Origin of the sequence: Pseudomonas sp. Pdm06 (assembly GCF_014851795.1) — a bacterium.
GTDB lineage: Bacteria > Pseudomonadota > Gammaproteobacteria > Pseudomonadales > Pseudomonadaceae > Aquipseudomonas > Aquipseudomonas fluorescens_AA.
Window position 1 is genome coordinate 77,489 of sequence record NZ_JACVAH010000020.1, and the last position, 23,965, is coordinate 101,453.

General features: G+C 62.9%; 23 protein-coding genes. 13 read left to right on the top strand and 10 right to left on the bottom strand.

Going from position 1 to position 23,965, the window contains the following annotated elements; genetic code table 11:
* Positions 1-58: 58 nt before the first annotated feature.
* From IB266_RS27070 to IB266_RS27080, 3 genes are all read left to right on the top strand, one after another.
* Complete coding sequence (locus tag IB266_RS27070; protein WP_192263546.1) at positions 59-1,708, top strand: acyl-CoA dehydrogenase family protein; 1,650 nt, start codon at positions 59-61, stop codon at positions 1,706-1,708.
* Between the two features lie 442 nt (positions 1,709-2,150).
* The gene (gene amn, locus IB266_RS27075) at positions 2,151-3,650 is read left to right on the top strand and encodes an AMP nucleosidase (RefSeq protein WP_162491255.1); all 1,500 of its coding nucleotides are present in this window, start codon (positions 2,151-2,153) and stop codon (positions 3,648-3,650) included.
* A 139-nt stretch (positions 3,651-3,789) separates the two neighbouring features.
* Positions 3,790-4,356, top strand: a complete 567-nt coding sequence (locus tag IB266_RS27080) for a pseudouridine synthase (RefSeq protein ID WP_192263594.1) — start codon at positions 3,790-3,792, stop codon at positions 4,354-4,356.
* Here the strand turns inward: IB266_RS27080 and IB266_RS27085 are convergent.
* A complete protein-coding gene (locus IB266_RS27085; RefSeq protein WP_003228500.1) occupies positions 4,351-4,560 on the bottom strand; it encodes a DUF2788 domain-containing protein in 210 nt (69 codons plus the stop codon). The genes IB266_RS27080 and IB266_RS27085 overlap by 6 nt on opposite strands.
* Positions 4,561-4,800: 240 nt before the next feature.
* On the bottom strand, positions 4,801-5,280 hold the full coding sequence (locus IB266_RS27090) for an Lrp/AsnC family transcriptional regulator (RefSeq protein WP_003185723.1): 480 nt from the start codon (positions 5,278-5,280) through the stop codon (positions 4,801-4,803).
* A gap of 415 nt (positions 5,281-5,695) precedes the next feature.
* On the opposite strand from IB266_RS27090, the gene IB266_RS27095 reads away from it, so the two are divergent.
* Positions 5,696-6,703, top strand: coding sequence for a DUF6515 family protein (locus IB266_RS27095; RefSeq protein ID WP_192263548.1), 1,008 nt, complete (start codon positions 5,696-5,698; stop codon positions 6,701-6,703).
* 130 nt (positions 6,704-6,833) lie between these two features.
* On the opposite strand, the gene IB266_RS27100 is transcribed toward IB266_RS27095, so the two are convergent.
* Positions 6,834-7,727: a cation diffusion facilitator family transporter gene (locus IB266_RS27100; protein WP_192263550.1), complete on the bottom strand. Its 894-nt coding sequence runs from the start codon at positions 7,725-7,727 to the stop codon at positions 6,834-6,836.
* A gap of 28 nt (positions 7,728-7,755) precedes the next feature.
* Positions 7,756-8,175, bottom strand: coding sequence for a hypothetical protein (locus IB266_RS27105; protein ID WP_060740501.1), 420 nt, complete (start codon positions 8,173-8,175; stop codon positions 7,756-7,758).
* A gap of 98 nt (positions 8,176-8,273) precedes the next feature.
* On the opposite strand from IB266_RS27105, the gene hrpB reads away from it, so the two are divergent.
* A complete protein-coding gene (gene hrpB / locus IB266_RS27110) occupies positions 8,274-10,793 on the top strand; it encodes an ATP-dependent helicase HrpB (RefSeq protein ID WP_192263552.1) in 2,520 nt (839 codons plus the stop codon).
* 18 nt (positions 10,794-10,811) lie between these two features.
* Here hrpB and IB266_RS27115 read toward each other — a convergent pair whose 3' ends face one another.
* The 3 genes from IB266_RS27115 to IB266_RS27125 form a co-directional block, all read right to left on the bottom strand.
* Positions 10,812-12,047 (bottom strand): hypothetical protein, encoded by a 1,236-nt coding sequence (locus IB266_RS27115; RefSeq protein WP_192263554.1) that lies wholly within the window; start codon positions 12,045-12,047, stop codon positions 10,812-10,814.
* A 13-nt stretch (positions 12,048-12,060) separates the two neighbouring features.
* Positions 12,061-13,140, bottom strand: coding sequence for an endonuclease/exonuclease/phosphatase family protein (locus IB266_RS27120; protein ID WP_192263556.1), 1,080 nt, complete (start codon positions 13,138-13,140; stop codon positions 12,061-12,063).
* Between the two features lie 90 nt (positions 13,141-13,230).
* Positions 13,231-13,893, bottom strand: coding sequence for a YciC family protein (locus IB266_RS27125; RefSeq protein WP_192263558.1), 663 nt, complete (start codon positions 13,891-13,893; stop codon positions 13,231-13,233).
* 175 nt (positions 13,894-14,068) lie between these two features.
* Here IB266_RS27125 and IB266_RS27130 point away from each other — a divergent pair, with 175 nt between their 5' ends.
* The 3 genes from IB266_RS27130 (at position 14,069) to IB266_RS27140 (ending at position 16,059) form a co-directional block, all read left to right on the top strand.
* On the top strand, positions 14,069-14,818 hold the full coding sequence (locus IB266_RS27130) for a DUF2076 domain-containing protein (RefSeq protein ID WP_192263560.1): 750 nt from the start codon (positions 14,069-14,071) through the stop codon (positions 14,816-14,818).
* A 128-nt stretch (positions 14,819-14,946) separates the two neighbouring features.
* Positions 14,947-15,426 carry an NYN domain-containing protein gene (locus IB266_RS27135; protein ID WP_053182045.1) on the top strand — a complete coding sequence of 160 codons (480 nt, stop codon included), beginning with the start codon at positions 14,947-14,949 and terminating at the stop codon, positions 15,424-15,426.
* Between the two features lie 21 nt (positions 15,427-15,447).
* Positions 15,448-16,059 (top strand): PolC-type DNA polymerase III, encoded by a 612-nt coding sequence (locus tag IB266_RS27140; protein WP_192263562.1) that lies wholly within the window; start codon positions 15,448-15,450, stop codon positions 16,057-16,059.
* Between the two features lie 117 nt (positions 16,060-16,176).
* Here IB266_RS27140 and IB266_RS27145 read toward each other — a convergent pair whose 3' ends face one another.
* A complete protein-coding gene (locus tag IB266_RS27145) occupies positions 16,177-16,629 on the bottom strand; it encodes an Lrp/AsnC family transcriptional regulator (protein WP_003205835.1) in 453 nt (150 codons plus the stop codon).
* A 161-nt stretch (positions 16,630-16,790) separates the two neighbouring features.
* Between IB266_RS27145 and yedA the strand changes: the two genes are divergently transcribed.
* Complete coding sequence (gene yedA, locus IB266_RS27150; protein WP_060740508.1) at positions 16,791-17,693, top strand: drug/metabolite exporter YedA; 903 nt, start codon at positions 16,791-16,793, stop codon at positions 17,691-17,693.
* A gap of 58 nt (positions 17,694-17,751) precedes the next feature.
* Positions 17,752-19,089 carry a DEAD/DEAH box helicase gene (locus IB266_RS27155; protein ID WP_060740509.1) on the top strand — a complete coding sequence of 446 codons (1,338 nt, stop codon included), beginning with the start codon at positions 17,752-17,754 and terminating at the stop codon, positions 19,087-19,089.
* Positions 19,090-19,213: 124 nt separating this feature from the next.
* On the opposite strand, the gene IB266_RS27160 is transcribed toward IB266_RS27155, so the two are convergent.
* Together IB266_RS27160 and IB266_RS27165 are read right to left on the bottom strand one after the other, a co-directional pair.
* Positions 19,214-20,455, bottom strand: a complete 1,242-nt coding sequence (locus IB266_RS27160) for a TIGR03862 family flavoprotein (RefSeq protein ID WP_192263564.1) — start codon at positions 20,453-20,455, stop codon at positions 19,214-19,216.
* A 278-nt stretch (positions 20,456-20,733) separates the two neighbouring features.
* Positions 20,734-21,654 carry a histone deacetylase gene (locus tag IB266_RS27165; RefSeq protein ID WP_060740511.1) on the bottom strand — a complete coding sequence of 307 codons (921 nt, stop codon included), beginning with the start codon at positions 21,652-21,654 and terminating at the stop codon, positions 20,734-20,736.
* Positions 21,655-21,727: 73 nt separating this feature from the next.
* On the opposite strand from IB266_RS27165, the gene IB266_RS27170 reads away from it, so the two are divergent.
* The 3 genes from IB266_RS27170 (at position 21,728) to IB266_RS27180 (ending at position 23,861) form a co-directional block, all read left to right on the top strand.
* Positions 21,728-22,297, top strand: a complete 570-nt coding sequence (locus IB266_RS27170; RefSeq protein ID WP_072411436.1) for a GNAT family N-acetyltransferase — start codon at positions 21,728-21,730, stop codon at positions 22,295-22,297.
* Between the two features lie 104 nt (positions 22,298-22,401).
* Positions 22,402-23,271, top strand: a complete 870-nt coding sequence (gene tesB / locus IB266_RS27175; protein ID WP_060740513.1) for an acyl-CoA thioesterase II — start codon at positions 22,402-22,404, stop codon at positions 23,269-23,271.
* Positions 23,268-23,861, top strand: a complete 594-nt coding sequence (locus IB266_RS27180; RefSeq protein WP_192263566.1) for an HAD family hydrolase — start codon at positions 23,268-23,270, stop codon at positions 23,859-23,861. Before tesB ends, IB266_RS27180 begins: the two co-directional genes overlap by 4 nt.
* Positions 23,862-23,965 lie beyond the last annotated feature (104 nt).

Below are 23,965 nucleotides of genomic sequence, written 5' to 3' on the forward strand. Positions count from 1 at the left end.
TTTGTTCGGCCTGGAGGCGGTGCTTAACTGAATCCCTGGCCGATCGAGGAGCCCTGTCATGAACCTGCACCAGTTCGCTGAAACCCACGACGTCACCAATCAGCCGCCGTCTCTGGATGGCGCCAATCTGTACCGCATCGACCTGCCGTTGCAGCAGTGGTCGCAGCGCTTCGGGGCTGGCTGGGCGCAGGCGCGGATCGATGCGTATGGGGCGCTGGCCGGCGGGCCGTTGATGGAAGCGGGCTTCCTGGCCAACCAGAACAAACCGGTTTTTTCCAGTCATGACCGCTACGGCCATCGCATCGACCTGGTGGAGTTCCATCCCGCTTATCATCAGTTGATGCGCACCGCCGTCGAGCATGGCCTGCCGAGTTTGCCTTGGGCCCATCCACAGCCCGGCGCACATGTCGCCCGGGCGTCGATGACTTATCTGCACAGCCAGGCCGAAGCCGGTACGGGTTGCCCGTTGACCATGACCTTCGCCAGCGTGCCGGCGCTGCGCCTGCAACCGGATCTGGCCGAGCGCTGGGTGCCGAAGGTGCTCGCCACCGAGTACGACCCGCGCAACGTCGGCATGGCCCACAAGGCCGGGGTGACCCTGGGCATGGCGATGACCGAAAAACAGGGTGGCACCGATGTGCGGGCCAACACCACCAAGGCCTATCCGGTGGGTGCCAGCGGTCCGGGCCAGGCCTATGAGCTGGTGGGGCACAAATGGTTCTGTTCGGCGCCGATGTGCGACGCTTTCCTCACCCTGGCCCAGACCGACAAGGGCCTGACCTGTTTCCTGTTGCCGCGCCATCGCCCCGACGACACGCGCAATCAGTTCTACATCCAGCGCTTGAAGAACAAGCTGGGTAACTGTTCCAACGCCTCCAGCGAAGTCGAGTTCCGTGGCGCACTGGCCTGGATGGTCGGTGAAGAAGGCCGCGGCGTGCCGACGATCATCGAGATGGTGGCCATGACCCGCTTCGATTGCATGGTCGGCTCCAGCGCCCTGATGCGCCAGGCGTTGACCCAGGCCAGCCATCACTGTGCGCACCGCAAGGTCGGTGGCAAGCTGTTGAGCGAACAGCCGCTGATGCAGAACGTCCTGGCTGACCTGGCGTTGGAAAGCGAGGCCGCCCTGGCCTTGAGCCTGCGCATGGGCCGGGCGCTGGACCATTTGAATGACGAGCATGAGGCCAAGTTCGCCCGGCTGGTGACGGCGGTGGGCAAGTATTGGATCTGCAAGCGCGCCCCCGCGATGATCAATGAAGCCGCCGAATGCATGGGCGGCGCCGGCTACGTCGAAGACAGCATCCTGCCGCGCCTGTACCGCGAAGCACCGGTCAACTCGACGTGGGAAGGCTCCGGCAACGTGCAATGCCTCGATGTGTTGCGCGCCCTGTCCAAGGAGCCGGGTGTGCTGGAGGTCTTGTTCAGCGAACTGGGCGACGGCCACGGCGACAAGCGCCTGGCCGGGCACATCCACCAATTGCACGCAGCCTTCAAGGACACCGACGACATCCAGTACCGCGCCCGGCAATTGACCGAAGACATTGCCGTCGGCCTGCAAGCCAAGCTGTTGCTGGAGGCGGGGAACAGTGAGGTCAGCGATGCTTTTATCGCCAGTCGCCTGGGTTCGACCGGCCGGGTGTACGGTGCCCTGCCTCGGGGCTTGAATGTCGAGGCGATCGTGGCACGCTCGACCCCGCACGCCTTTTAGAAACACCACATACCCCTGTGGGAGCGAGCCTGCTCGCGATGGCGTCGGCCCATCCAGCCTCTATGGTGACTGACACACCGCTATCGCGAGCAAGCTCGCTCCCACAGTGGACCTGAGTTGTACACAACCTCTGATTACGCCATCGAACCTTGTGGGAGCGAGCCTGCTCGCGATGGCGTCGGCCCATCCAGCCTCTATGGTGACTGACACACCGCTATCGCGAGCAAGCTCGCTCCCACAGTGGACCTGAGTTGTACACAACCTCTGATTACGCCATCGAACCTTGTGGGAGCGAGCTTGCTCGCGATGGCGTCGGTACATCCAACCTCTATGGTGACTGATTCACCGCTATCGCGAGCAGGCTCGCTCCCACAGGGATTGTCGGCGAATGATCGAGCGCGCCAATACGCCACTGTTCCCGTCGGGCGGCGATGCAGGCAAGATGAAGGCCTGCAAGTCAGAACACAGGAAGCTGATCGTGACCGAAGCGTTTATTGTCGTTCAAACCGCCGAACAAGCCGTGGATCGTCTAGCGGCCCTGCACGAGCGTGCGACCACCGCGCTGAACCAGGCGCTGATGCGTTATCTCAAGGACCGCATCGAACCGGATGCCGAGCAGCGGGCGCTGTTTCGCTATCCCGCCCTGCGCCTGACCTATCACTGCCACGGCGAAGTCCCGCAAACCACGCGGGCCTATGCCAAGGTCCAGTTGCCGGGCACCTACAGCGTCACCGTCACCCATCCCGCCGCGTTCCGTAAATACCTGCTGGAACAGCTGGTCCCGTTGATGCACGACTTTACCGTCACCGTGGAAGTGGGCGTCAGCGAGCAGAACATCCCATACCCGTACGTGGTGGAGCAGGGCGACGAACTGGCCGGCTCCGGTGTGACCGCCGCCGTACTGGCGCGGGTATTCCCCAGCACCGACCTGTCGGCCGCCACCGATGGTATCGCCGACGGCCTCTACGACTGGGAAAACACCGACCCGCTGCCCCTGGCGCTGTTCGATGCCGCGCGGGTGGACTTTTCCCTGCGCCGGCTGGTGCATTACACCGGCAGCGACTGGCGCCATGTGCAGCCATGGATCCTGCTGACCAACTATCACCGCTATGTCGACCAGTTCATCGTCCATGGCCTGGAGCAGTTGCGCAGCGACCCGCGCTTTGTGCGCATGGTCCTGCCGGGCAACGTGATCATCGACAAGAACATGGATCATGGCGAAGCGTCGGCCATCGCTGCCGGTGTGGTCTGGCACCGTTACCAGATGCCGGCTTATCACCTGCAGACCAACGACGGCCATGGCGTGACGCTGGTGAACATCGGCGTCGGCCCGTCCAACGCCAAGAACATCACCGACCACCTGGCTGTGCTGCGCCCGCATTGCTGGCTGATGATCGGCCACTGCGGCGGGCTGCGGCAGTCCCAGACCATCGGTGACTACGTGTTGGCCCACGCCTATATGCGTCGCGATGGCATTCTCGACCGGGTAGTGCCGCCGAACATTCCGATTCCAGCCCTGGCCGAAGTGCAGATGGCGCTTCAGCAGGCGGCGGCGAACATCACCGGTGAGAAGGGCGACGAGCTGAAAAAGCGCCTGCGCACCGGCACCGTGCTGACTTACGACGATCGCAACTGGGAACTGCGCTGGGCCCAGGAACGTCCGCTGATCAACCTGTCTCGCGCTGTGGCGGTGGACATGGAAAGCGGCACCATCGCCGCCCAGGGTTATCGTCTGCGGGTGCCCTATGGCACGTTGCTGTGTGTCTCGGACAAACCGCTGCACAGCGAGATCAAGCTGCCGGGCTCGGCCAACGCGTTCTATGAGCGAGCGGTCAACCAGCACCTGAAGATCGGCATCGAGGCGCTGGACCTGTTGCGCACCGAACTCAACTCGTTGCATTCGCGCAAACTGCGCAGCTTCGACGAGCCGCCGTTCCGCTGATCGGATGGTGGTCATTTAACGGTCGGGCCACTAGCATGGTCGGCCCCGACCGTTAGATGTTGTATTCGCCATGCCCCGTCCTCCACGCCCTGCTTCCCGTCGCCCTGGCGCGAAGCTTCCCGCCGCCGCGCCGCGCCGTGTGGCCAAGGCTCCGCCGGCCGAGCCAAAGCTGATCCTGTTCAACAAACCCTTCGACGTGCTGACGCAATTCAGCGACGGTGAGGGGCGGGCGACGCTCAAGGATTTTATCGACGTACCGGGCATCTACCCGGCCGGGCGGCTGGATCGCGACAGTGAAGGTTTGCTGTTGCTGACCAACGATGGGCAATTGCAGGCGCGTATCGCCGACCCCAAGCACAAGCTGGCCAAGACCTATTGGGTGCAGGTGGAAGGCGAACCGAATGCCGAACAGTTGCAGCGTTTGCGCGATGGGGTGGAATTGAACGACGGCATGACCTTGCCAGCCGAGACGCGCCAGTTGGACGAGCCGCAGTTATGGCCGCGCAACCCGCCGGTGCGTTTTCGTAAAAGCGTGCCCACGAGCTGGCTGGAGCTGGTGATCCGCGAAGGGCGCAACCGCCAGGTACGGCGCATGACCGCCGCGGTAGGCTTGCCGACACTGCGCCTGGTGCGGGTCAGGATCGGTGACTGGACGATCGAAGGGCTCGATCAGGGCCAGTGGAAAGAAGTTCCGGCGCGCTTATAACGCGCCTGATTCGATCAGGCCGATCACTACGCTCTTGATGATGAACGCGGCCACGCCGAGGCCCAACACGAAAAACAGGATGAACGAGCCAAAACGCCCAGCCTTGGATTTTTTCGCCAGGTCCCAGACGATGAAGCCCATGAAAATGATCAGGATGCTGACCAGGCCGGTCATCATCCACTCTTCGAAAACAGCAGGATCCATCAGGACACTCCGGCGTGGGCGGGATTGAAAAGGCGCGGCGAGTATAAGGCATGGGGGGCGGGCGGGGGATTGGCCTGCGGCGGTGTGTCGCAGCTATTCATCGCCTTACCGATGGCGTGACTGCCCCGGAACCTGTGGGAGCCGAGCTTGCTCGCGATGGCGGCATTACGGCTGACAATGACTTGGCTGATCCACCGCCATCGCGAGCAAGCTCGGCTCCCACAGGGTTCATGGCGATATTCAGCTACGCAGGTGAGTCAACGGCAACTCGGTACTGTTGAGCACCTGGTTCAGCACAAAGCTTGAGCGCACGCTGGTGACGCCATCGATCCGGGTCAGGTGCCCCAACAGCAGTTTCTGGTAATGGTCCATGTCCGGCACCACCACCTTGAGCTGGTAATCCGCGTCCATGCCGGTGACCAGGCTGCATTCCAGCACCTGCGGCAGGTTGCGGATGGCGGCTTCGAAGTTCTCGAAACGCTCGGGTGTGTGGCGGTCCATGCCGATCAGCACATAAGCCGTCAGGCTCAGGCCCAGTAGCTTGCGGTCGAGCAGGGCGACCTGGCGGGTGATGTAGCCGTCATCCTCCAACTGCTTGACCCGCCGCGAGCAGGGGGAGGGCGACAGGCCGATGCGTTCGGCCAGTTCCTGGTTGGAGATGCGCGCATCGCGCTGCAATTCCGCCAGAATGCTCAGGTCGTAACGGTCGAGTTTGCTCATCGGTCGGGCCTTTATCTTGATAATTGCGGAGGATTATCCATCCGGGGTTAAAAATTGCGCAAGTGATGTTTATTTCCGCAATCTTCGCAATCATCTGTCGGTACCCCAGGCTTATGCTTACCACCAAGATCACTGCTCGGACAAACAGTCCAGTGCAGCCCGCCCAATCCGGCCGGCTGCGGTCGCAGTACCCACCGGTACTGGCAGACCCCCGAGCTGCACACCGTCCAGAAGACGGCGTGAGGTGAGCCGACGTCATAAGCGTCGAGCACGGACGAAATTCTCAAGGGGAGGCCGACGGGCCTCCCTTTTTTAATGCCTGCGAAATAAACCCCGTGGCTGATAATCTGTCGCAGAACCGGCCTGGGCTTTTCCGAGTCTTATCATCAGGCCCTGAACCGTTGTGAGGAATTTCATGAAGTCGCGCATCTGGCGTTTGGCAGGTGTTGGTCTGTTGTGGGCAAGTGTCAGTGCGCAGGGAATCGCCGACGATCAGCAAAACCGTGGCGGCCCGGACGGCGGTCGCGGGCAGGACGGGCGCGGCGGCAACGGCCAGGGTTACTCGGGCCAGCCGCGGCCGCAGAGCAACGAAATCATTCGGGGCGACAACAGTCGTCAGTTCGAGGTCAGGCCGCAGAACCCGGGTGGACAACACTACGATCGTCCACCGCAGGACCCTAACGCTCACGGTCGTCCGCCGCAGCCGCAGCCTGGCAACAACTTGCCCATCCAGGGCCGGCCCGACAGCGTGACCCAGACCCGCGAACCGCAACCGGGGTATTACCGCGATATCCCTCGGCGCAACGATGGCTATCCGAACGCAGGTCCGCGACCAGACCATGACGGTCGTCCCGATCAGCATTGGTCCGGCCGGCCGGGTGGGCATGGCAACGGTTGGGGCCCGGGGCCGCAATACCGTCCGGGTTATGTGATCGACCGTTTCCCGGATCGCAACTACCGCGTGCCCTATCGCGGCCAGGACTATTTCTATTCGGGCGGCTACTGGTATCGCCCGCAAGGACCGCGTTACGTCGTGGTCGCGCCACCGCGGGGCATCCGCACCCGTTACCTGCCCGATTACGCCCGGGAAGTGTGGATCGGCAGTTCGCTGTTCTTCCTCGCTGCCGGCGCCTATTACATCTACGAAGCCAACACCCAGGATTATGTCGTGGTCGATGCGCCGGTCGCCAACCCGCAGCCGCAACCCCAAGGCAACAGTTTCGATGTGGTTGCCTATCCGGCCAACGGTCAGTCGCCCGAGCAGGTCAATCAGGATGGCTACGACTGCTATCGCTGGGCGGTGCAGCAGAGCGGGTTCGATCCGCGCAACTACACCTATCCACCGGCACCGGAGGTGGTGCAGACCTATCGCCAGGCCCAGGGCAGTTGCTTGAGCAGTCGTGGGTATCAGGTGACTTACTGAATATCCAGCGCAAATCCCCTTGTGGCGAGGGAGCTTGCTCCCGCTGGCCTGCGCAGCAGGTCCAGGATCTTGCGGTCGCTGCGCAACCGAGCGGGAGCAAGCTCCCTCGCCACGGGTTCTGTGTTCGGCATCACGCGCTGGCGCGCTTCACCACGTCCGATGGATCGGCATGCACCAGCACTTCGGCCTTCGGATAAGCGTGGTGGATGGCATCGGCGGCCTGGTCACTGATGCCGTGGGCCACTGACAGGGTCAGGTCCCCCGGCAACTCCAGGTGCAGTTGCACGAACCAGTGGTTGCCGGAGACCCGCGTACGCAGGTCATGGGCGCCAAGCACGCCGGGCACGGCGCAGGCCAGTTCCAGCATGCGCTGGCTGACGTCGGGCGGCAGTTCTTCATCCATCAGCACCGCGAAGCTTTCCCGGGCGATCTGGATGGCGCTCCACAGGATGTACGCGGCGATCCCCAGGCCGAACCAGGCGTCGAGTTGATACCAACCGAACCCGGCCAGTACCAGCGCGACCAGGATGCTGCCGTTGAGCAGCAGGTCGGAGCGATAGTGCAGCGAGTCGGCGCGCACGGCGTTGGAGCCGGTGGCGCGGATGACCCGATGCTGCAACGCCAGCAGCGCCACGGTCAGCCCCAGGGAAAACACAATCACACCGACGCTGAGCCAGGGCGCCTCCACCGGCACCGGGGTTTTCAGGCGTTCGAAGGCCTGCAAGGCAATCAATACCGCACTGGCGCCGATAAACAGCGCCTGGGCCATGCCGGCCAGGGATTCGGCCTTGCCATGACCGTAGCGATGGTCATCGTCGGCGGGGCGTAATGCATAGTGCACCGCCAGCAGATTGAGCAGCGAAGTGACGCCGTCCAGGGCCGAGTCGGTCAGGCCGGCGAGCATGCTCACCGAACCGCTGAGCCACCAGGCCAGGGCCTTGGCGATCACCAGTGTGAGCGCCACGGCCACCGACGCCCGGGTGGCCAGGCGCAGCAGGCGAGCGTGTTCGGTGCTGGTGGTCATGGCGCGGTCGTTCCTTGAGTGGCGCCGGTCATGCGGCCGGTTTCAGACCGAGGGTGGCCAGTTGCTGCGCGCTGCCTTTGTGCTGGATCAGTCGAGGATCGTCCAGCGGGAAGCTGCGGCCCAGTTCGCGTTCCAGGATCGCCTGCAGTTTTTGGTTATTGACCGTGCCGTCGGGGTTGATGGCCGGCTTGAGTTTCTCTGGCTCGATCTGGACGCTGCGGCCCGGTTCGAAATAGATGGCGCCGGTGGCGAAGTCCACGGCGAACGCGATCAGGCCGGGGATGATGTAGAACAGCAGGCCAACGGCATCGAGGGCGGCGATGGCCGGGTCGATCTTGCCGTCGATCTGGCCGCGACGGTCCGGGTAGAAGATCGAGCCACAGGCGCTGATTTGAGTCAGCAGGGAGGCGACCAGCACGCCACCGATCACGCGAAAGGGAATACGCATAGCAATCTCCTGAACAGGTAGTAGAGGCGTTGCTGGTTGGAGTCCAGACCACGCTAAACAGTTCGCCGTTATACTCGGCCCTCTGTTTTGGAGCCAGCATGATTTCTTTGCCGATTGATGAAGTTTTACCCGCCCTGCGCCAAGCCTTGGCATCACGCCACGAAGCCGTGCTCGAAGCGCCGCCCGGTGCCGGTAAAACCACCCGTGTTCCCCTGGCCTTGCTGAACGAGCCCTGGCTGGCCGGACAGACCATCCTGATGCTCGAACCCCGGCGCCTGGCGGCACGGGCGGCGGCCGAGCGGCTGGCCAGCGAACTGGGGGAAAAGGTCGGTGAAACCGTCGGCTACCGGATTCGTCTCGACAGCAAGGTCGGGCCCAGGACCCGCATTGAAGTGGTCACCGAAGGCATCCTCACCCGCCGTTTGCAGGACGATCCGGCGCTGGAAGGGGTGGGGCTGCTGATTTTCGATGAATTCCACGAACGCAGCCTCGATGCCGACCTGGCCCTGGCCTTGAGCCTCAACGGTCGGGAGTTGTTTCGCGAAGAGCAGCCGCTGAAGATCCTGCTGATGTCCGCCACCCTGGAAGGCGAACGCCTGGCCGGGCTGTTGGACAACGCGCCGATCCTGCGCAGCGAAGGCCGCATGTTCCCAGTGACGGTGCGCTGGGGGCGGCCGTTCCAGCCCGGCGAATTCATCGAGCCGCGACTGGTGCAGACCGTGCTTGACGCCCTGCACGATGAAACCGGCAGCGTCCTGGTGTTCTTGCCTGGGCAGGCGGAGATCCGCCGGGTCCATCAGCAACTGGCCGAGGCCTTGGGCGAGGGCGGCAACGTGTTGCTCTGCCCGTTGCATGGTGAACTGGACCTCGCCGCTCAACGCGCCGCCATTGACCCGGCACCTGCTGGCCAGCGCAAGGTGGTGCTGGCCACCAACATTGCCGAAACCAGCCTGACCATCAATGGCGTGCGCGTGGTGATCGACGCCGGACTGGCCCGGGTGCCGCGTTTCGACCCGGGCAGCGGCATGACCCGGCTCGACACCCAGCGCATTTCCCGGGCCAGCGCCACCCAGCGGGCCGGTCGCGCCGGGCGCCTGGAGCCGGGTGTGTGCTACCGGTTGTGGTCCGAAGACCAGCATGAACAATTGGCCGCTTACGGTAGCGCGGAGATTCTGTCGGCGGACCTGGCCGGGTTGGCCCTGCAACTGGGGCGCTGGGGCGTGACGCCGCAGCAATTGGTCTGGCTCGACGTCCCGCCCGCCGCTGCGTATGCCCAGGCCCAGGACCTGCTGCAACGCCTGGGCGCGCTGGAGGGCGAGCAACTGACCCGCCACGGCCAGGCCATGGCCGAACTCCCGGCCCACCCGCGTATCGCGCATCTGCTGTTGCGCGGCCAGGCGCTGGGGCTGGCGGACATGGCCTGCAATGTCGCCGCGCTGTTGGGCGAGCGCGACATTCTGCGCGGTGCCGGTGCCGACCTGCACAGTCGCCTGGCCTTGCTGTCCGGCGACGAACGAGCGTCGCGCGGCGCCCAGGGCGGGGTGCAGCGGGCGCGGCAATTGGCCCGGCAATATCGCGGTTACCTGCGGGGCAAGGCCGAAGAGGCCGTGGCCGATCCCGATCATCCGCGCTGGCTTGGCGCGTTGCTGGCGTTGGCCTACCCCGACCGCGTCGCCCAACAGCGCCGGCCCGGTGGCGCGGAATATCGCCTGGCCAACGGCCGGGCGGCGTTGTTTGCCGAGGCTGACAGCCTGATGAAACAGGCGTGGTTGGTAATCGCCGACCTGGGCAGCCGCCAGGGCCAGCGGGAAGAGCGGATCTACCTGGCGACGGATTTCGACCCGGCGCTGTTCGATTCGGTGCTGGCCGAACAGGTCCGCGTGGTGGATCAACTGGATTGGGACGAACGCGAAGGCGTGCTGCGGGCCGAGCGCCAGCGCAAGGTCGGCGAGCTGGTGCTCAGCCGCGAACCGTTGACCGGCCTGGATGAGTCAGCCCGTAGCCAGGCCCTGGTGAACCTGGTGCGGCGCAAGGGTCTGGAATTGCTGCCCTGGACCCCGGAACTGCGGCAATGGCAGGCGCGGGTGGCCTTGTTGCGTGGCCTTGAACTGGAGGCCAAGGGCGAGAGTGAATGGCCAGACGTCAGCGACGCAGCACTGCTGAACACCCTCGAGCACTGGTTGATGCCGTATCTGGGCCGAGTCTCGCGTCTCAGCCATTTCGCCAACCTGGACCTGTCGGGCATCGTCCACAACCTGTTGCCCTGGCCGTTGCCGCAACGCCTGGATGAACTGGCGCCGCACCATCTGAGCGTGCCCTCGGGCTCGTCGATCCGCCTGGACTACAGCGAACATCCACCGATCCTGGCGGTGCGCTTGCAGGAACTCTTCGGCCTGGCCGATACCCCGCGCATTGCCGGCGGTCGCCAGGTGGTCAAGCTGCACCTGCTGTCACCGGCCCGCCGACCGGTGCAGGTGACCCAGGACCTGGCGAACTTCTGGCGCAGCACCTATGCCGAGGTGAAGAAGGATTTGAAGGGGCGCTATCCCAAGCATTACTGGCCGGACGATCCGCTGGTGGCGGAGGCGACGGCGCGGGTCAAGCCGCGTAAGGCCTAGCACCCCGTATCACAACGACTACTGCAGATGCCTCCCGACGATATCTGCAATCAAAAGGCCTATTTTTTCGGAAAAGGCCACGGATACCTGGCCGTTGGCATACTGGATTCTGGCCGGCGCGAGGGATTCGTCGCTTTCGGTCACGCCCTTGACCACGGCATAGCCATTGACCGAGACGGTCAGGCGAACTCGCTTGACCGGCAAGCCTTCTCCAAAGTCCTTTTGCAAGACGTCCGCTGGGACAATGCCTGAAATCCTCGGGTCCGACAGTGGCGAACTTGCGTCTCTCTCGTAGTGGTTGAAGAATCGCTCGATGAGTACCCCCTCTACCTGCTCGAAGGTGAACGCCAGGTTGTCGAAAAGCCGATGTGGGTCAAATTCTTGTGTTCTCAGGCAGAACGTCAAGACCTTCAAGATGATTTGCGACCCTTTGAAGTCAGGGTCATCTACCGCTGGGTGGGTGCTTTCGGAGAAGTGGAGCCGGGTCAGATACAGGGCATCGTCCTTGACCAGGATGTTCAAGTCGATCCTGGGAGGCGTGGTTTTTATCCCGATGGATTTAATGCCATACCATTCATAAAATCCGCCGAACCGGTCATGAATGGGGGTGTTGGGTTTGCGCCCGTTGTTGATGTCGGATTCGTAATACAGCATGTTGGAACACAAGGATTCCGCCAGTTCTTCAGTCGGCGAGATATGCGCCCAGGGCCAATTCTCGATTGAAGTGAAGCGTTCGTCTTCCGTTTCGATCTGGCTCTCTAGATAGTTTGTCCCGGAACCGGCGAGATAGCAGGTACCAAAGTTCTGGGTAGTCATCGTGGCTTCAGGGCGGTGGGTATAGGCGCACTTGCCACCTTTTCCATCCAGTAGAACGCCCAGCATGTGGAATGCACCCGCGGTCTGGCCCATGCTCATTACAACCTGGTCGATCGTGTTGGCATCGATCATGGCGTCGGGTTGATAGCCGAGCTTGATGTCAATCGACTTCGCAAGCGCCACCCAGAACTCATAGGCCGACCGGCAATCCCCTGCAAATGCGAGCATGCCGCTGTTGTTCGGCAGGATGTAGGTTTTTCGACCCATGCGCGCGATATGAAACGGCCCGTCAGCGTCATGCCAATCAGTGGGTATCAGCCCCAGCGAAGGAACCCACACGGACATCGACTGGCGCTTGTCTGGACCGTCCGCGCTGATCAAGCAGTCGGCGATCAAGTGTGGGTCATGCTCGGGGTTGATCAGGGCGATTACCGTCATGGTGAGATTCCTTTCAAGGTATGGCTGGCAACAAAAAACGCGCAATCACCGGTAAATGGTCGGAGATGCGCAAGGTGTCATCCTGGCGTACCTGGGCTTCGACCCGTTTGATCCGGGGGCTGTAGAACAGGTAGTCAACGGTGCGGTCCGGGCCGTTGAGGCCGGGGTCGTTCGGGTAGTGGGTCAGCCAGTGTTCGCGGTCGATGCCGCTGGCTTCGTTGTTAGTGGGAATCATCGGGTATTTGTCCCACAGCAGGTGCAGCGGGCTGTCGGCGGAGTAGGGCGTGCGTTGCTCGGACGGCAGGCGTCGGTACTGGCCCAGGGGCAGCAGGTTGAAGTCGCCGCCGATCAGCCAGGGCGTGCCTGCGGATTCGAACTTATCCAGTGCCTTGGTCACGGCGGTGATTTGTCTGGGCAGGGTTTCGTCCGGTTCAGTGGCCCGTTCCAGGTGCGTGTTGAGCACCGCCAGCTGGCTGCCGTCGCTCAGTGACAGATAGCTCACCAACAAGGCATTTTTCGGCTGGAACTGACGGCTGATGACGTTGGTGTCGGCCACCGGCAGTTGCACCCGTTCGGCATGGTCGATGCGGTAGCGACTCAGGGTCGCCAGTTGCCGGCCGACGCTGCCGAAGATGTGCGGGTCGGGGATGAAGTCGGCTTTCCAGTCGAAGGCGCTGGTGCCGCACGGATAGAGGTCGGCGAGGCGTTCCTGCAGCAGCTTGAGCTGGTCCTGGTAATCGCTGGCCTTGGCGCCCTTGTCCAGTTCCTGGAGCAACACGATGTCCGGTTGCTCGTCGCGGATGACCCGGGCCACTTCGTCGAGGCTGAAGGCCATGTCTTCCAGGGTCGGGCTTTCATCGTCGCCCTGGGCCAGGTCGTGCCAGAACACGTAGCGCTTGCCGGCGAGGAACTGGACGTTCCAGGTCATCACCTTCAAGGCCTGGCCGGGTGCCAGCGCTGCTGCGTTGGCGGTGCAACTGACCGGCACGCTTTCCCGTGGCTGTGGCCGCCAGGTCAGGCCGTAGATCGACAGGGCGGCCAAGCTGAGGATCAACAGCAGGCCCAGCAAGGTGTGGCGCAGTAGACGGGTCATGGCTCGGCTTATGGGCGAAACGCAAAAGTGCCCCCGAGCATAACCGAGAGCGGTTCTCAAGCCCAAGCCCAGGGCTGTCGCCGTGTGCGATCAGCGGCGCTCGGGCTTGGCTTCGATCAGCATGAACAGGCGGAACAGCACCACGGTGGTGAACAGTTGCAGGAAGCTGTGGACGCTGTCGATCAGCAAGCTGAGCAATGGGTTCTGTGGCGACGGATACACCGAGACGCTGGCGCCCTTGAGCAGCCACAGTGGGCCCATCACCGCGAGAATGCACAGCAGGATCCGCCAGAAGTTGCCGCGGGACAGGTTCAGGCTTTCCTTCATCGCCGCCAGGGGAGCCAGGCCCCTGAGGACCAACAGGTATTCGCCGAAGGCCAGGGTCACCATCAGCCACAGGCCCGGCAGGAAGTACAACGACAGCCCCACCAGGATCAACAACGTGTTGAGGGCCGTGAGCAAGGCAAAGCGTGGCCACAGCGTGAGGGCCGTTGCGAGCAGGTCCCGCGTGCGTGGTGCTTCACCGCGGCTGCGGGCGTCGAGAAACAGGATCAGCGCGGCGGTGTACAAGGGGTACACCAGCAGCCCGACGATCACGCTGTAGCCGGGAAAGCCGTCGGGGCCGAGGGCGCTGTCCACGCCTTGCTGCAGCAGGGCCTCGAGTATCACCAGTGGCAGGCACAGTTGGGCGATCCGGCCCAGATGGCGCTTGAAGAAATACAAAGAGTCGCGCAGCACGTCAAACGGATTCATGGGTCGGTATCGCAGTTGAAAAAGCGGTCCGACACTTTAACCGATCAGGCGCCCGCACAAGCAAACGTAAACATCAGGTAAAGACCATTGAAAGCTTTCCGGCGAGCCCCATTACTGATGAGCACCGGTCTTCGGGATCGGAATGGTTTCTACCCGGCAATCGAATGAGGTCGCCATGAACAACGAAGAACAAACCCTGATCGATGGACTGTTTTCACGGCTGCAACAGGCCGAAAAGGATTCAGCCCCGCGCGACGCCCAGGCCGAGGCGCGGATCAAGGAGCACCTGGCGAGCCAGCCAGCGGCGGGCTATTTCATGGCCCAGGCGATCCTGGTGCAGGAGGCCGCGATCAAGCGTCTCGATGAGCAGAACAGGCAACTCGCCCAGCAGGTCGAGCAATTGCAGGCCGAGCTGCAACAAGCGCGCAAGCAAGCGCCGGCACCCAGCGGTGGCGGTGGTTTCCTCTCGAGTATTTTCGGCGGCAGCCCGCGGGATTCACGCCCGGCGAGCGCGCCGGCCTCCAGCGCGGGTGGTTGGCGCGAACCGGCGCAACCGTCCTTCAATGCCCCGGCCCAACAGGGCTTCGGCGCGCCGCCCGGCAATTATGGCGCACCGCAGCAACAGGCCCCGGCAGCGGGCAGCTTCCTCGGCGGCGCCCTGAAAACCGCGGCGGGCGTGGCTGGCGGCGTGATGCTGGCCCAAGGCATCAGCAGCCTGTTCCACAGCAATCAGCAACCGCAGGAGATCGTCGAGGTCATCAAGGAAGAACCGGCGCAACCGGTCAACGACACCGCAGGCAACGGTTGGGGCGATGACTCGCGCGTGGCCGACAACGACACCTACGGCAACGACCAGGGCGGGTTCAGCGACGCGGACTACAGTGACGATTCATCTTCCTTCGGCGACGACGACTCCTTCGTCTGACCTGCCATTCGTCCGGGGCGCCCTGGCGCCTCGGGCCGATTATTCGCGGAACGATCCTTCGGGCTGGCATACTGGGCGACTTTTCGGCCCTGGTGGGCTGCGTACGTGTGCACCCAAGAGGAAACGCGGTGAAAAAAATTGCAGTGTTCGCCGATGTCCAGAACCTCTACTACACCGTGCGCCAGGCTTACGGTTGCCATTTCAACTACGCCGCGCTGTGGGCCGATGTCAGCAAACAGGGGCAGATCGTCGAGGCCTATGCCTATGCGATCGATCGCGGTGACAGCAAGCAGCAGCAATTCCAGCAGATCCTGCGCAACCTGGGTTTCGTCGTGAAGCTCAAGCCCTACATCCAGCGCAGCGACGGCTCGGCCAAGGGCGACTGGGACGTGGGCATCACGCTGGACATCATGGACGCCGCCGACCACGTCGATGAAGTGGTGCTGGCCTCCGGCGATGGCGATTTCGACATGTTGCTCGAACGCATCATCCAGAAGCACGGTGTGCAAGCCGTGGCCTATGGCGTGCCGGGGCTGACCGCCAACTCGCTGATCCGCGCCGCCAGTCGCTATGTGCCCATCGAAGGCGCGTTGTTGCTCAAGAATTGATTTTCACGGAGTTCAAAAGGTTTGGAACGCATCGCAGTCATCGACTTTGAAACCACCGGGATCACCCCGAGCAGCAGTTGCCGGGCCACTGAAATCGCAGTGGTGATGCTCGAGCAAGGCCGGATCGTCGACCGCTACCAGAGCCTGATGAATGCCGGTGTGCGCGTCCCTGCGTTTATCGAGCAACTGACCGGCATCAGCAACGCCATGCTGCGTAGCGCACCCTCGGCGGAAAAGGTCATGAACGAGGTCAACGAGTTCGTCGGCATCACGCCACTGCTGGCCCACAACGCCGCGTTCGACCAGAAGTTCTGGGATTTCGAGCTGGGACGTATCAAACGCACCCGCTTGCAGAATTTTGCCTGCTCACTGTTGCTGGCCCGGCGCCTGATGCCGACGGCGCCGAACCACAAGCTCGGCACGCTCAACGCGTTCGCCGGCTTGCCCCACACCGGCCAGGCTCACCGGGCCATGGCCGACGCCGAAATGGCCGCCAACCTCACCGCGCACCTGGCTTCGCAACTGCGGCAAAAGCATGGGTTGCGGGAGTTGTCCCATGATTTGCTGTGCAGTTTGCAGAAAGTGCCGGCGGCGAAGATCAACGAGCATCTCAAGCGCCATCGCGGTTTCTAAGTACACCGCCGGACAACTGTGGGAGCGAGCTCGCTCGCGATAGCGTCGGATCAGTCAGCCGCTTTGTGACTGACACTCCGCCATCGCGAGCAAGCTCGCTCCCACAGTTGACCAGTGTTATTTCCCATTGCCTTCCAACTGCCCCAACGGCACGCGCTTTTCAATGGCGCTGGACAGAACGATGGAAGTCTTGCTGAAACCGAACTTGGCAATGCGGTTGATCAGCTCTTCCAGCTCGGGCATCGAGCCAACCGCCGCTTGCATGATCACGCACGGATCCCCGGTGACCCGGTGGCATTCGGTCAGTTGTGGGATCTTGCACAGTTCGTCGTAGGTTTTCTGGTTGCCGTGCTGGTTCATTCGCAGTTCGATGACGCATTGCACCGGCAGGCCGATCTTCGCCATGTCGACTTTGGCTTGATAACCGGTGATGACACCGCTGGCTTCCAGTTTGCTGACCCGTTCGGCCACGGCGGGGGCTGACAGGTTAACTTTGCGGGCCAGTTCGGCGTAGGACGCACGACCGTTTTCCAACAGGGCGCTGAGCAACATGCGGTCGTATTTATCCACGGTTTGGCTTCCTGTCGGCGCGACTTTCGAAAGCGCGATTTATAGCGTTGATCGCCGTGTTTTGAAAAGTGTATGGCCTGGATAAACAGGTTTTGTAGCTTAATTTCCGCCTGTCGCCTTTCTAGAATAGCGTCTCTCATTGTCCTGACTTCGAGCTGAACATGCCTGGCCCACGTCGTTTCCCCCTGCCATTGATCGCTGCTTTCTTTGCCTTGTACGTCATCTGGGGTTCGACCTACCTGGTGATTCGCATCGGTGTAGAGCATTGGCCGCCGCTGTTGCTGGCCGGGATTCGTTTTGTGTTGGCCGGTTCGCTGATGTACGGCTTCCTGCGCTGGCGCGGGGCGCCGGCGCCGACCTGGGCGCAATGGAAGGCCGGGGCCATCATTGGCGTGTTGTTGCTCAGTTTCGGTAACGGTGCGGTCAGTGTGGCCGAGCACACGGGCGTGGCGTCCGGGGTCGCGGCGTTGGCGGTGGCGACGGTGCCTTTGTTTACCCTGCTGTGCGGATATTTCTGGGGCGCGCGTAATACCCGTCTGGAATGGGCGGGGATTGTGCTGGGGTTGATCGGCATCGCCATGCTCAACCTCGGTTCCAACCTGCAATCCAGCCCGTTGGGGGCGACCTTGCTGGTGTTCGCGGCGGCCTCCTGGGCCTTCGGCTCGGTGCTCAGCAAACACCTGCCGCTGCCGGCCGGGGCAATGGCCAGCGCCGTGGAGATGCTGGTGGGCGGTGTGGTGCTGTTGATCGGCAGCGTGGCCAGCGGTGAACACCTGGACAGCATGCCGCCGCTGGAAGGCTGGTTCGCGCTGGCGTACCTGACCTTCTTCGGTTCGATCATCGCCTTCAACGCCTACATGTACCTGCTCAAGCATGTGCGTCCGGCGGCGGCCACCAGCTATGCCTACGTCAACCCGGCCGTGGCGGTGTTGCTGGGCATCGTATTCGCCGGTGAAACCATCGGCATCGAGGAGGCCTTGGCGATGTTGGTGATCATCAGTGCGGTGGTGTTGATCGGTTTGCCGCAGTGGCGCAAACCCAAGCCTGCGCCGGCCGTCTCCTGATTTAGGGTAAACTGCCGCGCATTGCACACCTTGCGCTGATTTTTCCTACGGTATTTCCATGACTTTCGCCACCCTTGGCCTGATCGAACCCTTGCTGCGCGCCCTCGAGACGCTCGGCTACCAGACCCCGACTCCGGTTCAGGCCCAAGCCATGCCGGCAGTGCTCGCCGGTCGCGACCTGATGGCCGCGGCCCAGACCGGTACCGGCAAGACCGCCGGCTTTGCGGTGCCGTTGTTGCAGTTGCTGACCACCGAAGGGCCGAAGGTTGCGGCCAACTCGGTGCGAGCGCTGATCCTGGTGCCGACCCGTGAATTGGCTGAGCAGGTCCATGAAAGCGTGCGTCAGTACGCGCAAAACCTGCCGTTGAGCACCTACGCGGTGTACGGCGGTGTCAGCATCAACCCGCAGATGATGAAGCTGCGCAAAGGCGTCGACCTGCTGGTCGCCACGCCGGGTCGCTTGCTCGATCTGTTCCGCCAGAATGCGCTGAAGTTCAATCAACTGCAGACGTTGGTGTTGGACGAAGCCGACCGCATGCTCGACCTGGGTTTCTCCGAGGAACTGGCGAATATCTACAAGGCCCTGCCGAAGAAGCGCCAGACCCTGCTGTTCTCGGCGACCTTTTCCGATGCGATCCGCTTGCTGGCCGGGCAGATGCTCAATGATCCGCTAAGCATTGAAGTGAGCCCGCGCAACGTGGCTGCCAACACCGTCAAGCAATGGGTGGTGACGGTGGACAAGAAGCGCAAGCCGGAATTGTTCGTGCACCTGATGCGCAAGCACAAGTGGAAACAGGTACTGGTATTCGCCAAGACCCGCAACGGCGTCGATGCGCTGGTGGAGAAGCTCCAGGGCCTGGGCGTCAACGCCGACGGTATCCACGGTGACAAGCCCCAGGCCACCCGCCAACGTGCGCTGGACCGCTTCAAGGCCAGCGAGGTGCAGATCCTGGTCGCCACCGACGTCGCCGCCCGTGGCTTGGACATCGAGGATTTGCCGTTGGTGGTGAACTTCGACCTGCCGATCGTGGCCGAGGACTACATCCATCGCATCGGCCGTACCGGCCGGGCGGGCGCTACAGGGCAGGCAATTTCCCTGGTCTGCGCCGATGAAGTGAATCTGCTGTCAGCCATCGAGATGTTGACCCGTCAGACGTTGCCTCGCCAGATGGAACAAGACTTCGAGCCTGAGCACCGCGTGCCGGACACCGATGCCAGCGGCCAGGTGATCAAGAAGCCGAAAAAGCCGAAGAAACCGAAAACCTCCGGTGGTGGCGGCAAGCGCAACCTGGGCAAGTGGGTGGACAGTGGCGACGCTGCGCCTGTGGAGCCTTCGGTCAAGCCTGTGCGCAAAGTGCCGGTGTTCAATACCGGGCCGCGTAAGCGTAAGCCTTGATGACCTGCCAGGTCTGATAAATCGCTATCGCGAGCAAGCTCGCTCCCACAGTTGACCGGGTTCTGTCATAAGGATTGCGATAAATGTGGGAGCGAGCTTGCTCGCGATAGGCGCGCCTCGGTCTTCAACCCTTGCGCTGTAGCCACTCCAGCATTCCCAACCCCGCCGTCCGGCCACTGGCAAAGCACGCCGTGAGCAGGTAGCCGCCGGTCGGCGCTTCCCAGTCGAGCATTTCCCCGGCGCAGAAAACCCCGGGCACTTGCTTGAGCATCAGGCGTTCATCCAGGGCTTCGAACGTCACGCCACCGGCGCTGCTGATGGCTTCGTCCAAGGGGCGGGGCTTCACCAGGGTGAGCGGCAAGGCCTTGATTGCCTGGGCCAGCCGCGCCGGGTCAGTGAAACACTCGGCCGGCGTGAGCTCGCGCAACAGCGCCGCCTTGACGCCGTCGATCCCCAACTGGCTGTGCAAGTGCTTGGCCATCGAGCGTGAGCCCCGTGGTTTGTTCAGGGCCTGGAGGATTTTATCCACAGGCCGGCCCGGCAATAGGTCCAGATGAATGGTCGCGCTGCCGTATTGGTTGATCGCTTCGCGAATCGCTGCCGACAGGGCGTAGACCAGGCTGCCTTCGAGGCCGGTGGCGGTGAGCACGCATTCGCCGAGGCGCGGTACATCGTCGTTCAGGCCCATGGCGATGTTCTTGAGTGGGGCGCCAGCGAATTTGCTGATCATCAGGTCGCTCCAGGCTTCTACCTCGAACCCGCAGTTGCTGGGTTGCAGTGGCGCCAGGGCTACGCCGTGTTGTTCCAGCGGTAGCATCCAGGCGCCGTCGGAGCCCAGGCGCGACCAACTGCCGCCGCCCAACGCCAGCAAGGTGGCCTTGGGGTGCAGGGTTTTGTCGCCTTCCGGGGAGGCGATGCGCAAGCTGCCATCCTGGTTCCAGCCGAGCCAGCGATGACGCGTGTGGATCACCACGCCAGCATCGCGCAGGCGTTTCAACCAGGCGCGCAACAGCGGGGCGGCCTTCATGTCGGTAGGAAATACCCGCCCGGAGCTGCCGACAAAGGTGTCGATGCCCAGCCCGTGGATCCATGTGCATAACTCATCCGCCCCGAATGCCCGCAACAGCGGCGCGAGGTTTGGCGCGCGTTCGGCGTAGCGGGACAGGAAAGCCGGGAAGGCTTCGGAGTGGGTGATGTTCATGCCGCCCACGCCGGCCAGCAGGAATTTCCTGCCCACCGATGGCATGCCGTCGTACAGGTCGACTCGCAGGCCGGCCTGGCTCAACACCTCGGCCGCCATCAGGCCAGCGGGGCCACCGCCGATGATGGCGATGTTTGGTGTGTAGGATTGGGTGGCTTGGGTCATGGCAATTGGTGAGGCTGGGGAATAAGCCGCGCATTCTATCAGCACAGATCCCTGTGGGAGCGGGCTTGCTCGCGAAGGCGGTGTGACAGTCGGATATCCATGTAGCTGATACACCGCTTTCGCGAGCAAGCCCGCTCCCACACTTGTATGCGGTGTTCTTGAGGGTGTGATCAAAAAATAGCCAAGCGTTCGTAAGCTATAGGCAACATAGCCTGTAGGCCGTTTCGCTCAGGTTATCCACAGGCCGCTCCACAGGCATTGTGGGTAAAGCCCAGGTTTCAGTGACAACCTGATGACGTCCAGACCCTTTGTGCGCTGTGGTGCAGGATCCCGTGGCGGCGAGCCAGGGCCTGGCGGTCCTTGCTGTAGCCACCGCCGATCACGCCGACCACCGGGATGTCGCGCCCCAGGCAATGACGCATGACGCTCTCGTCCCGGGCGGCGAGGCCTTCGTCGGTCAGTTTCAAGTAACCGAGGGCGTCGTCCTTGTGTACGTCGACGCCGGCGTCATACAGCACCAGATCCGGCTGGTAGAGCGGCAGCAGGTAGTTGAGCGCGTCGTCCACCACCTTCAGGTAGGCGGCGTCCTCCATGCCCATCGGCAGGGGAATGTCCCAATCGCTGTGCGCCTTGCGTGCGGGAAAATTCTTTTCGCAGTGCAAGGAAACTGTCACGGCGTCCGGGGTGTCATGGAGTATTCGGGCGGTGCCGTCGCCCTGATGCACATCGCAATCGAAAATCAGCACCCGCGAAACCCGACCGCTGGCCAGGAAATAGCGGCTGATCACCGCCAGGTCGTTGAAAATGCAGAACCCGGCCGGGTGGTCGTAGTGGGCGTGATGGGTGCCGCCGGCCAAGTGACAGGCCAGTCCGTGTTCAAGGGCTTGTTCGGCGGCCAGCAGCGAACCGCCCACGGCGCGCACCGTTCGGCGGGCCAGGGCCTCGCTCCAGGGCAGGCCAAGTCGCCGTTGGTCTTCGCGGGACAACTCGCCGCCCATGTAGCGTTCGATATAGGCACGGTCGTGGGCCAGGGCGAGGATGTCCGGCGGACACAGCGCCGGACGCAACAGGTCGGCGTCACGGGTCAGGCCGCTGTCCACCAGGTGATCGCGCAGCAGGCGAAACTTGTCCATGGGGAAACGGTGTTCCGCCGGGAATTCGGGGCTGTAGTCTTCGTGATAGATCAGCGGCAGTGACATGGTGTTTTCAGTAGTGATTGAGTGACGGATCCTACCAGCGATGTAGACTCTGGAGCATGGAAAGGGAGTGAAGATGGAGCCGATACTGGAACTGGAAAGCGCACGGTTGCTCTTGCGGCAGTGGCGCGATGATGACTTGCCGGAATTTGCCGCGATGTGCGCCGACCCGCAGGTGATGCGTTATTTCCCTGAGCGCCTGAGCCGCCTGGAAAGCGCCGCCCTGATCGGCCGCGTTCGGGGGCATTTCGCCGAGCATGGTTTTGGTTTGTGGGCGCTGGAACGCAAGGACACCGGGGACTTCATCGGTTTTACCGGGCTCGGTGTGGTCGGGTTCGACGCGCCGTTCACGCCGGCCATCGAAATCGGCTGGCGCCTGGCCCGGGAGCACTGGGGCCTGGGGTATGCCAGCGAAGCGGCGTGGACCGCCCTGCGTTGTGCCTTCGACCAGTTGACGCTGGACGAAGTGGTGGCGTTCACCGCCGTCGATAACCTGCCCTCGCAAAAGGTCATGCAGGCCATTGGCATGCAGCACGACCCGGCGGACGACTTCGAGCACCCGACACTCGCCGTCGGTCATCCATTGCGTCACCATGTGCTCTATCGCATCAATCGTGAGCAGTGGTTGCAGACCCTGCACGGTTAGCCGACACGGACGTTTACAATGCCCGCCAAATGGCCCGGGCCAACAATCGATCCACCGCCGCAGCGTAGACTGCGCGGTCATTGCGCTGTGTGAGGAAAGTCTGAATGAGCCACGTGTTGGAAGATCTGGTCGACCTGCTGACCCTGGAACCGATCGAAGAGAACCTGTTTCGCGGTCGCAGCCAGGATCTGGGGTTTCGCCAGTTGTTCGGCGGCCAGGTGCTGGGCCAGTCGTTGTCGGCGGCCAGCCAGACTGTGGAAGAGGCGCGCCATGTGCATTCGATGCACGGTTATTTCCTGCGTCCGGGGGATGCCGCGCTGCCGGTGGTCTACCAGGTGGACCGGGTGCGTGACGGTGGCAGCTTCAGCACCCGCCGGGTGACGGCGATCCAGAAGGGCAACCCGATTTTTACCTGCAGTGCGTCATTCCAGTACGACGAAGAGGGCTTTGAACACCAGAGCACCATGCCCCAGGTGGTGGGGCCGGAAAACCTGCCTTCAGAACTGGAACTGACCCAGCAGCGGGCGCACCTGCTACCCGAGCACATGCGCGAAAAACTGCTGTGCCCCAAGCCGATCGAGGTGCGCCCGGTCACCGAAAAAGACCCTTACAACCCGCAACCGGCCGACCCGGTGAAATACGTGTGGTTCCGTGCCGATGGCGCTCTGGCGGACTCGCCGGCCTTGCACAAATACCTGCTGGCCTACGCGTCGGACTTCGGCCTGCTGACCACTTCGCTGCTGCCCCATGGCAAATCGGTGTGGCACAAGGATATGCAGGTCGCCAGCCTCGATCACGCCTTGTGGTTCCATGCCGACCTGCGCGCCGATGACTGGTTGCTCTACGCCATGGACAGCCCGTGGGCCGGCAATTCCCGTGGATTCTCCCGGGGCAGCGTGTTCAACCGCGCCGGGCAACTGGTGGCCTCGGTCACCCAGGAAGGCTTGATTCGCCACCGCAAGGACTGGGCATGAGCCTGTCCGAGGTTCGTCACTGGGTGTTCGACATGGATGGCACGCTGACCATTGCCGTGCATGACTTCGCGGCAATCCGCGTGGCCCTGGCGATTCCCGCCGAAGATGACATTCTCACTCATCTGGCAGGGTTGCCCGCCGAGGAAGCGGCGGCCAAGCATGCCTGGTTGCTGGAACACGAACGGGACCTGGCGCTGGGCTCCAAGCCTGCGCCTGGCGCGGTCGAGTTGGTGCGAGAGCTGGCCGGGCGCGGCGATCGCCTGGGGATCCTGACCCGCAACGCCCGCGAACTGGCCCACGTGACCCTGGAGGCCATTGGCCTGGCAGACTGTTTCGCCGTGGCGGATGTGCTGGGCCGCGACGAGGCACCGCCCAAGCCACATCCTGGTGGCCTGTTGAAACTGGCCGAGGCCTGGAACGTGGCGCCGGACACGCTGGTGATGGTGGGTGACTACCGCTTCGATCTGGACTGTGGCCGTGCGGCGGGTGCGCGGACGGTGTTGGTGAACCTGCCGGACAATCCATGGCCAGAGCTGACGGACTGGCATGCACGCGATTGTGTTGAGTTGCGGCGGATGCTTTTGGCTTGAGATGGGTGGTGACTGACCCGCCGCCTTCGCGAGCAAGCCCGCTCCCACAGGAGGGTTGTCGATTACAGAATCTGTGTTCGACACAAATCTATTGTGGGAGCGGG

What these genes read in the sequence shown, in the direction of transcription:
- IB266_RS27170 (WP_072411436.1), top strand. Translation starts at nt 21,728, where the DNA reads ATGGAGCCGATACTGGAACTGGAAAGCGCACGGTTGCTCTTGCGGCAG.
- IB266_RS27095 (WP_192263548.1), top strand. Translation starts at nt 5,696, where the DNA reads ATGAAGTCGCGCATCTGGCGTTTGGCAGGTGTTGGTCTGTTGTGGGCA.
- IB266_RS27115 (WP_192263554.1), bottom strand. Translation starts at nt 12,047, where the DNA reads ATGACGGTAATCGCCCTGATCAACCCCGAGCATGACCCACACTTGATC.
- tesB (WP_060740513.1), top strand. Translation starts at nt 22,402, where the DNA reads ATGAGCCACGTGTTGGAAGATCTGGTCGACCTGCTGACCCTGGAACCG.
- IB266_RS27105 (WP_060740501.1), bottom strand. Translation starts at nt 8,175, where the DNA reads ATGCGTATTCCCTTTCGCGTGATCGGTGGCGTGCTGGTCGCCTCCCTG.
- IB266_RS27100 (WP_192263550.1), bottom strand. Translation starts at nt 7,727, where the DNA reads ATGACCACCAGCACCGAACACGCTCGCCTGCTGCGCCTGGCCACCCGG.
- IB266_RS27085 (WP_003228500.1), bottom strand. Translation starts at nt 4,560, where the DNA reads ATGGATCCTGCTGTTTTCGAAGAGTGGATGATGACCGGCCTGGTCAGC.
- IB266_RS27180 (WP_192263566.1), top strand. Translation starts at nt 23,268, where the DNA reads ATGAGCCTGTCCGAGGTTCGTCACTGGGTGTTCGACATGGATGGCACG.
- amn (WP_162491255.1), top strand. Translation starts at nt 2,151, where the DNA reads ATGAAGGCCTGCAAGTCAGAACACAGGAAGCTGATCGTGACCGAAGCG.
- hrpB (WP_192263552.1), top strand. Translation starts at nt 8,274, where the DNA reads ATGATTTCTTTGCCGATTGATGAAGTTTTACCCGCCCTGCGCCAAGCC.
- yedA (WP_060740508.1), top strand. Translation starts at nt 16,791, where the DNA reads ATGCCTGGCCCACGTCGTTTCCCCCTGCCATTGATCGCTGCTTTCTTT.
- IB266_RS27120 (WP_192263556.1), bottom strand. Translation starts at nt 13,140, where the DNA reads ATGACCCGTCTACTGCGCCACACCTTGCTGGGCCTGCTGTTGATCCTC.
- IB266_RS27165 (WP_060740511.1), bottom strand. Translation starts at nt 21,654, where the DNA reads ATGTCACTGCCGCTGATCTATCACGAAGACTACAGCCCCGAATTCCCG.
- IB266_RS27130 (WP_192263560.1), top strand. Translation starts at nt 14,069, where the DNA reads ATGAACAACGAAGAACAAACCCTGATCGATGGACTGTTTTCACGGCTG.
- IB266_RS27160 (WP_192263564.1), bottom strand. Translation starts at nt 20,455, where the DNA reads ATGACCCAAGCCACCCAATCCTACACACCAAACATCGCCATCATCGGC.
- IB266_RS27070 (WP_192263546.1), top strand. Translation starts at nt 59, where the DNA reads ATGAACCTGCACCAGTTCGCTGAAACCCACGACGTCACCAATCAGCCG.
- IB266_RS27090 (WP_003185723.1), bottom strand. Translation starts at nt 5,280, where the DNA reads ATGAGCAAACTCGACCGTTACGACCTGAGCATTCTGGCGGAATTGCAG.
- IB266_RS27155 (WP_060740509.1), top strand. Translation starts at nt 17,752, where the DNA reads ATGACTTTCGCCACCCTTGGCCTGATCGAACCCTTGCTGCGCGCCCTC.
- IB266_RS27125 (WP_192263558.1), bottom strand. Translation starts at nt 13,893, where the DNA reads ATGAATCCGTTTGACGTGCTGCGCGACTCTTTGTATTTCTTCAAGCGC.